8 protein-coding genes and 3 rRNA genes are annotated in these 12,379 nt (G+C 48.7%); 10 read left to right on the forward strand and 1 reads right to left on the reverse strand.

The window, feature by feature from the left end; all coding sequences use genetic code 11:
• Positions 1–57: 57 nt before the first annotated feature.
• Positions 58–429, forward strand: a complete 372-nt coding sequence (locus MKY87_RS18940; RefSeq protein ID WP_074093350.1) for a hypothetical protein — start codon at positions 58–60, stop codon at positions 427–429.
• Between the two features lie 110 nt (positions 430–539).
• Here MKY87_RS18940 and MKY87_RS18945 read toward each other — a convergent pair whose 3' ends face one another.
• Positions 540–869 carry a hypothetical protein gene (locus tag MKY87_RS18945; protein ID WP_339312009.1) on the reverse strand — a complete coding sequence of 110 codons (330 nt, stop codon included), beginning with the start codon at positions 867–869 and terminating at the stop codon, positions 540–542.
• A 222-nt stretch (positions 870–1,091) separates the two neighbouring features.
• On the opposite strand from MKY87_RS18945, the gene MKY87_RS18950 reads away from it, so the two are divergent.
• From MKY87_RS18950 to rrf, 9 genes are all read left to right on the forward strand, one after another.
• The gene (locus tag MKY87_RS18950; protein ID WP_340965704.1) at positions 1,092–1,805 is read left to right on the forward strand and encodes a hypothetical protein; all 714 of its coding nucleotides are present in this window, start codon (positions 1,092–1,094) and stop codon (positions 1,803–1,805) included.
• Positions 1,806–1,894: 89 nt separating this feature from the next.
• Positions 1,895–2,284, forward strand: a complete 390-nt coding sequence (locus tag MKY87_RS18955; protein ID WP_091038380.1) for a GntR family transcriptional regulator — start codon at positions 1,895–1,897, stop codon at positions 2,282–2,284.
• A gap of 15 nt (positions 2,285–2,299) precedes the next feature.
• Positions 2,300–3,196 carry an ABC transporter ATP-binding protein gene (locus MKY87_RS18960; protein WP_340965705.1) on the forward strand — a complete coding sequence of 299 codons (897 nt, stop codon included), beginning with the start codon at positions 2,300–2,302 and terminating at the stop codon, positions 3,194–3,196.
• A 20-nt stretch (positions 3,197–3,216) separates the two neighbouring features.
• Positions 3,217–4,119 carry an ABC transporter ATP-binding protein gene (locus MKY87_RS18965; RefSeq protein WP_338594826.1) on the forward strand — a complete coding sequence of 301 codons (903 nt, stop codon included), beginning with the start codon at positions 3,217–3,219 and terminating at the stop codon, positions 4,117–4,119.
• The gene (locus tag MKY87_RS18970; protein ID WP_340965706.1) at positions 4,112–5,407 is read left to right on the forward strand and encodes an ABC transporter permease; all 1,296 of its coding nucleotides are present in this window, start codon (positions 4,112–4,114) and stop codon (positions 5,405–5,407) included. Before MKY87_RS18965 ends, MKY87_RS18970 begins: the two co-directional genes overlap by 8 nt.
• A gap of 147 nt (positions 5,408–5,554) precedes the next feature.
• A complete protein-coding gene (locus MKY87_RS18975) occupies positions 5,555–6,775 on the forward strand; it encodes a TraB/GumN family protein (RefSeq protein ID WP_340965708.1) in 1,221 nt (406 codons plus the stop codon).
• A gap of 536 nt (positions 6,776–7,311) precedes the next feature.
• Positions 7,312–8,864: ribosomal RNA gene (locus tag MKY87_RS18980) — 16S ribosomal RNA — on the forward strand.
• A 312-nt stretch (positions 8,865–9,176) separates the two neighbouring features.
• A 23S ribosomal RNA gene (locus tag MKY87_RS18985) occupies positions 9,177–12,104 on the forward strand.
• A 75-nt stretch (positions 12,105–12,179) separates the two neighbouring features.
• Positions 12,180–12,296 (forward strand): 5S ribosomal RNA (rrf, locus tag MKY87_RS18990).
• Together the 16S, 23S and 5S rRNA genes form the textbook arrangement of a ribosomal RNA operon.
• Positions 12,297–12,379: the final 83 nt, after the last annotated feature.

A 12,379-nucleotide genomic window follows, 5' to 3' on the forward strand; every position in this document is an offset into this window, starting at 1 on the left:
TCGTCCACGCTCCCTTTCTCATTCATTCATAGAATGAGTTTGAGAGGGGGAAAGTAAATGAAAAAAACAGTCAATGTCAGTCAAACGTATCCACGTCTCACGGTGTATTCTGAAGAGAACTACAGAGGGAGAAGCCGCATTTATCGTGGCAATACGGGGCTCCGCAACCTGGACAATATTTTGGATGGGGTGGAGAGCCTACGCTTTTTCTCAACAAGTTCGAATGCAACGCTGGTTGTGTTTACGCGTCCTAACTTTCAAGGTGGATTCCGTGTCTTCCGTGGCAACACCAACTTGAGAGATTTGGATGATCTGATCCGTGGCAATGACGTGGAATCCCTGATCTCTACGAATCAGCGGTTGACTCTGGCCGAGATTCGTGCGATCCGCGCCAACCGCAGTCTGCCTAGTGGCTATAACCTCGTTTAATCGTAAGGCCTCTTCTTCTAACAGGTGCTAGAGAGCGGCAAAGGGCTGTACCCGAATTGTGTTTACACAATAACGGGTACAGCCCTTCTTTTGTGATTGGGAAAAGATGTTTAATCCCCGCCACCCCCACTGTCGCCGCCGCCACTATCCCCACCACTGTCGCTGCTGCTACCACTATCGCTGTTGTGATGAGAATGTGTGTCTGATGAATAATCCGACTCATGATGTTTGTGATCCGGTGTGTGTCTGGAATGTCGATCGTAGGAGTCATCTCCTGTAATGACCGGATATCCCGAAGCAGAGTCGGTATAACCGTTGTTACGACGGATGCGGTGTCTCCCTTTTTTGGCAGAATGACGATGAGGCTCATCCCGGAGGACCAACCATATTACGACGATAAGGAAAAGGAGGACAAAACCGATCTCTACCAGCCAATCCATAGCTGTAACCTTCCTTTCTTTGATTCATTACTATAATTTATTTTAACGTAAATTCGTACTGTGTCCCATCCCGTCTTCCTGATTCAGGAAATTTAAGGGTTGACGGGATGAGAATTTGGTCTGTATACTGTGTATATTGATATATACAGTAAACACAGTGAACACAGTGAACACAGTAAGCAAGATGAGTGAGTGAATGACAGGTGAAAGGCAGGCAGGCATATGAACGAATGGAAGCAGGCGTGGTGGCTGACCCGCAGCCAGATGAGTAAGGATAAGCTCCAATGGCTATGGTCTGCAATATTCATGATATACACTGGCAGCATGAGCGGTGTGATGTTAGTAGGACAACAACAGACAGATTTCATTAATCCGGTGGTGGATGCGTTCTTTTTACTTATGTTGCCATTTCAAGGGTTTATGTTCTGCAGGCGCTCCTTCCGTTACATACATGAGGATTCCTATACGCAGATGCTGGCCTACTATCGCAGAATTCCTATCCCTGAACAAGCGGTGATGTGGTCCAGGTTACAGCAGTCTCTAATGGCGTTTGCTTACAACGGTATCTTTTTCTACGGATCGTTATATGTGGTTAACCTTCATTCCGAAGGATTCCGATGGGATCAATATCTGGCCTTTAGCCTTACCTGTACAGGTTATGGACTTGTGGTAACAGGATTGTATATTTACGGAGAGTTTCTGAACAGTGGCAAGAAATATTTGCTTCTCAGTATGCTTTTTGTACCAATCGCCATTGGCATGTCCTTACTGATTCGAATGTCAGGCAGTTACGGATTACGGCTTGTACTGGATGAAAGTAAATCATGGGGGCTACTTTCCCCGATCATGTGGATTGCTCTGGTGGCTGGCGTAGCGGGACTATGGCTGTTTAGTCGCTTGACGCTGAAGAAGCTGGTTCAACGGGATTTGAATTAAAATGAGAATTGAGCTTATGTACGAATACAGGATGAAACCGGCACGGTCAGGTAACAGACTGGAGTGTACCGGAGGGCGAGGTGCAAGATGTGAAAATACCCATTCAAATTAATGAAAATAGCGCTGAACCTTTATACCACCAAATTGAAAATCAGTTAAGATCGTTAATTATTACGGGTCAGTTGGGGGAGGGAACACATTTGCCGTCCATTCGTGAGTTCGCCGGAGCACTGAATTGCAGTGTTATTACGGTTAGACGGGTCTATCAGGATCTGGAGAATGAAGGCTTGCTTCGTACGAAGCAGGGGACAGGTACATTTGTGGCCCAGGTAGAAGCCGGCGACAGAGAGAATTATAGATTAAAGGCCGCACAGGAAGCGATGCAAGCAGCGGTGCAGTCCGGGAAATCGGTAGGCTGTACGGAAGAAGAGATGGAGAGCCTGTTCCGGGAAGTCCTGAAGGCTATTTACGCGAAGTAAGGGAGTGATTCATACGTGGAACCGATAGCAATCCAGTTGAACGGCGTATCCAAAATGCGAAAACGCAGAGTTATTGGCCCAATTGATCTGACCATCCCGGAAGGGTATATAGTCGCTATTCTCGGTCACAACGGTTCAGGCAAAAGCACCCTTCTTAACATGCTGCAGCAAGTGGTGCTGCCAGATGCTGGGCAGATTATATGGTTTGGTCAGGAACATGAAGGGCCACTTCCTATTGAACTGAGACAACAGATTGGTTTTGTGGCAGATAACGCTGGTTCAGAAGAGAACCGGATAACAGCACAGGAAGCAGCCCATTTCCGGGCGTACTGGTATCCACGTTGGGATATGAAGTTGTTCGACCAACTGATTCATGATATGGAAGTACCTGTTGATGTGAAGCTGAACAAGATGTCCAAGGGAGAAAGGCGAAAATTTGAGATTGCAGCTGCAATTGCAGCTCGCCCAAGACTATTGCTTTTGGATGAGCCTTCATCCGGACTGGACCCCTTTGCCTGGAAAGTGATGGTTGAGCAGTTCCGTACCTTCATGGCGGGGGGAGACACCACGATTCTAATTGCCACACATATTGCAGACGAAGTCAAAAGGCTTGCGGATTACATCGTATTGATGCACCGTGGTCAGTCACTGGGGATGGCCGAGAAAGATATGGTGCTCGATCAGTGGAAAGAAGTCTGGTATGAAGGAGATTTAAGGCCAGAAAGTATTCCTGGTGTTGTGGAATCTTCTTTGGAAGAGCGAGGTCTTGTTCGCGTAATTACAACCCGGGTCAGCGAGGCGCAGGAGAGGCTGGAGCTGTCCAATAACCGGGTATTGAAAATCCGTAACTTGGAATTGGATGAAGTGCTGGCATTCTGGATTGCCGGGTATGCACCCGTACAGTGGAAATAACCGAAGGGAGACGATAAATAATGAACCGATTGGAATTGAAGCAAGTCGTCAAGCAATATGCAGACAAAACAGCCGTTAATGGAGTCACGCTCAATGTAAAAGAGGGGGAGATTTACGGACTGCTCGGAGCCAATGGTGCGGGTAAAACAACAACAATGCGCATGGTGCTTGGACTGATTCACCCTGACGGAGGGAATATCCTTTACAACGGCAAGCCCTATAATACGGAGCTGCAACAGATTATGGGTTATCTTCCGGAAGAGCGCGGATTGTACCCGAAGGTGAAAGTCAGCGAACAGATTAATTACCTGGCACGACTTCGTGGCATGAATGGTAAGGACGCAGATCAGAGCCTCAAGTACTGGCTGAATCGGTTTGAGGTACCTGAGTATTACGATAAAAAGATCGAGGAGTTATCCAAAGGTAATCAGCAGAAAATGGGCTTCATCGCGGCTGTAGTGCATAGACCGCAGATTCTCATCCTGGATGAAGCGTTCAGTGGGCTGGATCCTGTGAACGTGGAATTGCTCAAGTCCACCGTCAAAGAATTGCGTGACGAAGGCACGGCCATTCTGTTCTCAACACACCGTATGGAGCACGTTGAAGAGTTGTGTCGTCAGATCACCATTCTGCATCGTTCCAACACTGTGGTACAAGGAGAGATCAAGGAGATCAAGAGCCGGTATCCGCGTGAACAGGTATTCCTGGGTACGATTGGTAGTGTGGAAGGACTCGAACAGTTGTCTGGTGTGACGAAAGTCGAGCGGAATGAGCGCGGGTACCTGATACATATTAGTCAGGTGGAAGCGGCTCAAGAGATTCTGAGAACAGCCATGACTCAGACGACAGTGGAACACTTTGAACTGAAGGAACCAACGCTTAACCAAATCTTTATTCGTGAGGTAGGTGAGTCGAATGAATAAAATGGGAACGATTACGGGTTTTACATTTAAAAACAAAGTTAAAACGAAATCATTCATGGTAACGACCATTGTACTTGCACTTTTAATTTCAATCGGACTCAATGTCCCGTATTTCATTACCTTATTTAATGGAGGTTCCATTGGTGGAGCTTCAAGCAGTAATCCTGTAAATATTGGTCTTCTGAGTACAGGGCAGCCTGAAGTTTCCGAGAAACTGGAGAGCTTCTCTGCGGCTCAAGGGGATCAGGCCTATCGATTCATTGCCAGCGGAGACAAAGATGAGGCGGCCCTTGCGGCGGATGTGGAAGCAGGGCTTACCGATGGTTATCTGAAGTTTGAGGCTGTTTCCGGGCAAGAGTTCCCGCAGCCCATTCTATATTCAGCAGAAGACGTATCACCTCAGATCATTGCATCCATTGAAGCGGCATTACAGAGTGTGAAGCTGGATGTGGTTGTGAAGGATGTACTCACAGCGGAGCAGAAGGAACTGATTACAACACCTGTGAAGCTCACCGAGCAAAGTTTGAGTACAGATGAGAGCGGAGCAGGTACTGAGTCTGAAGGTAAAATGAGTCCGATTAACTATATTGTAGTGTACTTGCTGATCATCCTGCTGTTTACCTCGACGATGATGACAGGCAACATGATTGCCTCCGAGATCACGGCGGAGAAGAGCTCACGTATTATGGAGATTTTGATTACGAGTGTATCACCGCTCAGTCAGATGTTTGGTAAAATCATCGGGATCTTCATGGTGGGGATGCTGCAAATCGGGATCTTCGGAGCGGTGGTTGCCGGAAATATCTTGCTGCCGCATAACCGTGCAGTATTAGGTGACTTCAATATGAGTCTGAGTGATGTGAATAGTGCAGTTATTGTGTACGGACTTATATTCTACATTCTGGGTTACTTCCTGTATGCCGTGTTGTTCGCTGCCATTGGTTCAATGGTAAGCCGTACTGAGGAACTCGGTCAGGCTGTTCTGCCGATTACGATGTTGTCACTTGTATCCTTCTATATTGCGATCTTCAGTATTTCTACGCCGAACATTCTGTTGTTGAAAATTGCAAGCTTCATTCCATTCACATCGCCGACCGCGATTCTGGTACGGATTGGTGCAGGGGTTGCACCAACCTGGGAGATTCTAACTTCATTAGCGATTCTGATCGTATCCATTATCATCTTCGGATGGCTTGCAGCGAAAATCTATCGCACAGGTGTGTTGATGTACGGTAAACGTCCAACCTTCAAGGAATTGTTTAAGGCCATGAAGGCATATAAGATCTAAATTGAGTGTTTGAAGGGGAGGGATTGGATAAGTGCTGCTCCGTTTGTGGAGTGGCACCAATTCCCACTTTTATCCGTAGTATCTAAGTATGTCTATTCTATTAAAAATTGGATTGGCAACTATATTCAATAAAGGAGAATACATAATATGAAAAATTGGAAACGCATGCTCTTATCTCTTACCATCTCGGCAGGTTTGCTCGCATCTGCAGTGCCGGCTATGGCTGCTCCACAAGGAACTTCCGTCAAGGTCAATGACCAGGCTGTGAAATATGCTACAGGAGCACCAATCTTGGATAAAGGTACGACATTGGTTCCACTGCGGACTACGCTGGATGCTATGGATGTGAAGCTAACAACTGCGACAGATGATACGATCACGGCTGTGGTAGATGGCAAAACGATTACACTCAAAAGCAAGCTTACACGTATCAACGGTGTAACGTATGCGCCAATCCGCATCGTCGGTGATGCTGCGGGTTATGAAGTTCGCTGGGATGCTGCAACGCGCACAGTACTGTTGGTATCCAAGGGCGGAGCAACCGAAACTGCTCAAACCGGTGGACGCGGCTTCATGTGGGAAGTTGAAAGCAATGGCAACACGGTCTATCTGGTAGGGTCTATGCATATTGCTGATGAGAGCTTCTATCCATTGCGTCCGGAGTTCGAAGAAGCCTTTGCGGAAGCCGACTATCTCGGGGTAGAGATTGATATTAGCAAAGCCGCTGATGAAGAGCAGCAAAAGCTGGTTCTAAGTCTGGGTTCGTATCAGGATGGCACAACACTGAAAGATCACATTTCCAGTGAAACGTATACTAAGCTGGGCGATGTATTGAAGAAAAATGGTCTAGAGCCTAATGCTTTGGATGCATTTAAGCCTTGGGTAGTGGAGAGCACACTCGCAAGTTTGAAGTCCTCAACGGCTGGATACGAAGCATCTGCAGGAGTGGATCTGTATTTCATCCAGAAAGCGATCGAGCGCAAAGTTCCAGTTATTGAGTTGGAGAGTTATCAATCTCAACTTGGCATGTTTAACGACTTTTCCAAAGAAACACAAGAGGAAACACTGAAAGCGACAATCGAAAACTTCGACGTGTTGGATAACAGTGTAAATGAAATGGCTGAGATGTGGAAAACGGGTAATGACGAGCAATTACTTGAACTGACAAACAGCTTCTCCACTAACGAGGAGTACAACAAAGCAATGCTGGTTGATCGTAACATTGGTATGGCTGACAAAATCGATGGTTACTTGAAAAACGGCAAAGGCGAGGAGTATTTCATTGTTGTTGGCGCGGCGCACTACTTGGGCGATCACGGCATCGTGAAACTACTTGAGGATAAAGGATATAAAGTAGAACGTAAATAAATATAGATTACTATAGAAGGTAACCCTATCGTCTCGAATAAGAGAGTTGAGAGGGTTACCTTCTTATATATAGAAGAAAGACAGATTAAATAGAGAAGATCAGCTGCAGGATAATAGAATTGAACCTAGGAGTTCATTGTAGATTCATGGCCCTTAATATGGTTAGATTGAGGATTTGATATGTTTTGAAATTAACTCTTTACAAGTGTGTGTGTCGCATGGTATATTCTATTTCCGGCCAAAAAAACACGAGATACACGGTGCGGCAAGCAAATGAATTAAGCTTTGAAAAAAAACTTGAAAAAAAAGCTTGCAAAGTTGGTTCGGACATGATATTATATAAGAGTTGCTGAAGAGAACGACATTCGGTAACGAAACAAGTTTGATCTTTGAAAACTGAACAACGAGTGAGTAAACATTCTGCTTGCAGAATGAACGCGAAAGTTGAGATGAGCCTTGGCTTGAATCGACTGGAGCATAAATGAGATTTTTAATCTCGTCAGATTCAAAATGAGCTTATCGCTCTTTTCAATACTTTATTGGAGAGTTTGATCCTGGCTCAGGACGAACGCTGGCGGCATGCCTAATACATGCAAGTCGAGCGGACTTGAAGAGAAGCTTGCTTCTCTGATGGTTAGCGGCGGACGGGTGAGTAACACGTAGGCAACCTGCCCTCAAGTTTGGGACAACTACCGGAAACGGTAGCTAATACCGAATAATTGTTTTCTTCGCCTGAAGGAAACTGGAAAGACGGAGCAATCTGTCACTTGGGGATGGGCCTGCGGCGCATTAGCTAGTTGGTGGGGTAACGGCTCACCAAGGCGACGATGCGTAGCCGACCTGAGAGGGTGATCGGCCACACTGGGACTGAGACACGGCCCAGACTCCTACGGGAGGCAGCAGTAGGGAATCTTCCGCAATGGGCGAAAGCCTGACGGAGCAATGCCGCGTGAGTGATGAAGGTTTTCGGATCGTAAAGCTCTGTTGCCAGGGAAGAACGCTTGGGAGAGTAACTGCTCTCAAGGTGACGGTACCTGAGAAGAAAGCCCCGGCTAACTACGTGCCAGCAGCCGCGGTAATACGTAGGGGGCAAGCGTTGTCCGGAATTATTGGGCGTAAAGCGCGCGCAGGCGGTCATTTAAGTCTGGTGTTTAATCCCGGGGCTCAACCCCGGATCGCACTGGAAACTGGGTGACTTGAGTGCAGAAGAGGAGAGTGGAATTCCACGTGTAGCGGTGAAATGCGTAGATATGTGGAGGAACACCAGTGGCGAAGGCGACTCTCTGGGCTGTAACTGACGCTGAGGCGCGAAAGCGTGGGGAGCAAACAGGATTAGATACCCTGGTAGTCCACGCCGTAAACGATGAGTGCTAGGTGTTAGGGGTTTCGATACCCTTGGTGCCGAAGTTAACACATTAAGCACTCCGCCTGGGGAGTACGGTCGCAAGACTGAAACTCAAAGGAATTGACGGGGACCCGCACAAGCAGTGGAGTATGTGGTTTAATTCGAAGCAACGCGAAGAACCTTACCAGGTCTTGACATCTGAATGACCGGTGCAGAGATGTACCTTTTCTTCGGAACATTCAAGACAGGTGGTGCATGGTTGTCGTCAGCTCGTGTCGTGAGATGTTGGGTTAAGTCCCGCAACGAGCGCAACCCTTATATTTAGTTGCCAGCATTTCGGATGGGCACTCTAGATAGACTGCCGGTGACAAACCGGAGGAAGGTGGGGATGACGTCAAATCATCATGCCCCTTATGACCTGGGCTACACACGTACTACAATGGCCGGTACAACGGGCTGCGAAATCGCGAGATGGAGCCAATCCCAACAAAGCCGGTCTCAGTTCGGATTGCAGGCTGCAACTCGCCTGCATGAAGTCGGAATTGCTAGTAATCGCGGATCAGCATGCCGCGGTGAATACGTTCCCGGGTCTTGTACACACCGCCCGTCACACCACGAGAGTTTATAACACCCGAAGTCGGTGGGGTAACCGCAAGGAGCCAGCCGCCGAAGGTGGGATAGATGATTGGGGTGAAGTCGTAACAAGGTAGCCGTATCGGAAGGTGCGGCTGGATCACCTCCTTTCTATGGAGAATCGTTTCCCGAGTGGAAACATTCAAATAGCAGACTAGATCTGCACAAACTACTCACTCGTTGCTCAGTTTTGAGAGCTCAAACTCTCAAACAGCTTGCTTTTGCATGGAGCTTGTTCTTTGAAAACTAGATATCGAAACGAAACAAACGCGAATTAGAACATTCCTTTTTAGCTGAACTTGTGTAAACAAGTTTCAATAAAAACGGTAGTCAAATTGCTTTTGTGATGGTATCGGGTGAGAGTGACTTTTGGCTTTGCGTAAGCAAAACAAGGGAAGCGAGCGACCGAAACCGGAACAAAATGGTTAAGCTACTAAGAGCACACGGAGGATGCCTAGGCGCTAGGAGCCGATGAAGGACGTGGCGAACAACGAAACTGCCTCGGGGAGCTGTAAGCAAGCTTTGATCCGGGGGTGTCCGAATGGGGAAACCCAGCTGGGGTAATTTCCAGTTACTCACAACTGAATACATAGGTTGTGTAGAGGCATACCAGGGGAACTGAAACATCTAAGTACCCTGAGGAAGAGAAAACAATAGTGATTCCGTCAGTAGCGGCGAGCGAACGCGGAGAAGCCCAAACCAGAGAGCTTGCTCTTTGGGGTTGTGGGACGTCTCACATGGAGTTACAAAGGAACCGGTTAAGCGAAGAGGTCTGGAAAGGCCCGCCAAAGAAGGTAAAAGCCCTGTAGTTGAAAGTCTGTTCCCTCCGAGACGGATCCCGAGTAGTGCGGGGCACGTGAAACCCCGTATGAATCCGGCAGGACCATCTGCCAAGGCTAAATACTTCCTAGCGACCGATAGTGAAGCAGTACCGTGAGGGAAAGGTGAAAAGCACCCCGGAAGGGGAGTGAAATAGAACCTGAAACCGTGTGCTTACAAAAAGTCAGAGCCCGTTTTAGGGGTGATGGCGTGCCTTTTGTAGAATGAACCGGCGAGTTACGTTCCCGTGCAAGGTTAAGGTGAAGAGCCGGAGCCGCAGCGAAAGCGAGTCTGAATAGGGCGACTTAGTACGTGGACGTAGACCCGAAACCGGGTGATCTACCCCTGTCCAGGGTGAAGGTGCGGTAACACGCACTGGAGGCCCGAACCCACGCATGTTGAAAAATGCGGGGATGAGGTGGGGGTAGCGGAGAAATTCCAATCGAACTCGGAGATAGCTGGTTCTCCCCGAAATAGCTTTAGGGCTAGCCTCGGAAAACAGAGTCGTGGAGGTAGAGCACTGATTGGGTGCGGGGCCCGCAAGGGTTACCAAGCTCAGTCAAACTCCGAATGCCATAGACTTACTTCCGGGAGTCAGACAGTGAGTGCTAAGATCCATTGTCAAAAGGGAAACAGCCCAGACCATCAGCTAAGGTCCCCAAGTGTGTGTTAAGTGGGAAAGGATGTGGAGTTGCACAGACAACCAGGATGTTGGCTTAGAAGCAGCCACCATTGAAAGAGTGCGTAATAGCTCACTGGTCGAGTGACTCTGCGCCGAAAATGTAACGGGGCTAAACACACCACCGAAGCTATGGCTTGATGCTTTGCATCAGGGGTAGGGGAGCGTTGTATAAGGGTTGAAGGTGTACCGTAAGGAGCGCTGGACATTATACAAGTGAGAATGCCGGTATGAGTAACGAAAAGATCAGTGAGAATCTGATCCGCCGAAAGCCTAAGGGTTCCTGAGGAAGGCTCGTCCGCTCAGGGTAAGTCGGGACCTAAGGCGAGGCCGAAAGGCGTAGTCGAAGGACAACAGGTCGAAATTCCTGTACCACCGTAAGCCGTTATGAGCAATGGGGGGACGCAGTAGGGTAGTGACGCGGACTGATGGATGTCCGTCTAAGCAGTAAGGCTGATGTGTAGGCAAATCCGCACATTGTAAGGCTGAGCTGTGATGGGGAGCGAAAATTATAGTAGCGAAGGTCATGATCTCACACTGCCAAGAAAAGCCTCTAGCCAGGTGAAGGTGCCCGTACCGCAAACCGACACAGGTAGGCGAGAAGAGTATTCTAAGGCGCGCGGAAGAACTCTCGTTAAGGAACTCGGCAAAATGACCCCGTAACTTCGGGAGAAGGGGTGCCCCGGTAGTGTGAATAGCACGAGGGGGCCGCAGTGAAAAGGCCCAAGCGACTGTTTAGCAAAAACACAGGTCTGTGCGAAGCCGTAAGGCGAAGTATACGGGCTGACGCCTGCCCGGTGCTGGAAGGTTAAGGGGAGTGGTTAGGGAGTAATCCCGAAGCTGTGAACCGAAGCCCCAGTAAACGGCGGCCGTAACTATAACGGTCCTAAGGTAGCGAAATTCCTTGTCAGGTAAATTCTGACCCGCACGAATGGCGTAACGACTTGGGCGCTGTCTCAACGAGAGATCCGGTGAAATTTTAATACCTGTGAAGATGCAGGTTACCCGCGACAAGACGGAAAGACCCCATGGAGCTTTACTGCAGCTTGATATTGAATTTGGGTACGATCTGTACAGGATAGGTGGGAGCCTTTGAAACGTGAGCGCCAGCTTGCGTGGAGGCAACGTTGGGATACCACCCTGATCGTATCTAGGTTCTAACCTGGTACCGTAATCCGGTGCGGGGACAGTGTCAGGTGGGCAGTTTGACTGGGGCGGTCGCCTCCTAAAGAGTAACGGAGGCGCCCAAAGGTTCCCTCAGAATGGTTGGAAATCATTCGAAGAGTGCAAAGGCATAAGGGAGCTTGACTGCGAGACCTACAAGTCGAGCAGGGACGAAAGTCGGGCTTAGTGATCCGGTGGTACCGCATGGAAGGGCCATCGCTCAACGGATAAAAGCTACCCTGGGGATAACAGGCTTATCTCCCCCAAGAGTCCACATCGACGGGGAGGTTTGGCACCTCGATGTCGGCTCATCGCATCCTGGGGCTGAAGTAGGTCCCAAGGGTTGGGCTGTTCGCCCATTAAAGCGGTACGCGAGCTGGGTTCAGAACGTCGTGAGACAGTTCGGTCCCTATCTGTCGTGGGCGTAGGAAATTTGAGAGGAGCTGTCCTTAGTACGAGAGGACCGGGATGGACGTACCGCTGGTGTACCAGTTGTTCCGCCAGGAGCACCGCTGGGTAGCTATGTACGGACGGGATAAACGCTGAAAGCATCTAAGCGTGAAGCCCCCCTCAAGATGAGATTTCCCAGTATGTAAGACCCCTTGAAGACGACGAGGTAGATAGGCTGGGGGTGGAAGTGCAGCAATGCATGGAGCTGACCAGTACTAATCGGTCGAGGGCTTATCCAATAGCAAGTGATAATTCGCGTGTTTCGTTTCGAATCTAGTTTTCAGAGAACAACACTCTGAAATGTAAGCTACGCGTTTGGTGGCGATGGCGGAGGGGTTCCACACGTACCCATCCCGAACACGACCGTTAAGCCCTCTAGCGCCGATGGTACTTGGACCGCAGGGTCCTGGGAGAGTAGGACGCCGCCAAGCAATAGAAGACACACTTGATGATATCGAGTGTGTCTTTTTGTGTTACTATTTTCTACCGAGAAGCACTAACTATATAGATAAGA

The organism is Paenibacillus sp. FSL R7-0198 (assembly GCF_038000415.1).
In the GTDB taxonomy this organism is placed as follows: Bacteria; Bacillota; Bacilli; order Paenibacillales; family Paenibacillaceae; genus Paenibacillus.

Coding starts and splice junctions, on each gene's coding strand:
- MKY87_RS18965 (WP_338594826.1), top strand. CDS start 3,217: ATGAACCGATTGGAATTGAAGCAAGTCGTCAAGCAATATGCAGACAAA.
- MKY87_RS18945 (WP_339312009.1), bottom strand. CDS start 869: ATGGATTGGCTGGTAGAGATCGGTTTTGTCCTCCTTTTCCTTATCGTC.
- MKY87_RS18950 (WP_340965704.1), top strand. CDS start 1,092: ATGAACGAATGGAAGCAGGCGTGGTGGCTGACCCGCAGCCAGATGAGT.
- MKY87_RS18970 (WP_340965706.1), top strand. CDS start 4,112: ATGAATAAAATGGGAACGATTACGGGTTTTACATTTAAAAACAAAGTT.
- MKY87_RS18940 (WP_074093350.1), top strand. CDS start 58: ATGAAAAAAACAGTCAATGTCAGTCAAACGTATCCACGTCTCACGGTG.
- MKY87_RS18975 (WP_340965708.1), top strand. CDS start 5,555: ATGAAAAATTGGAAACGCATGCTCTTATCTCTTACCATCTCGGCAGGT.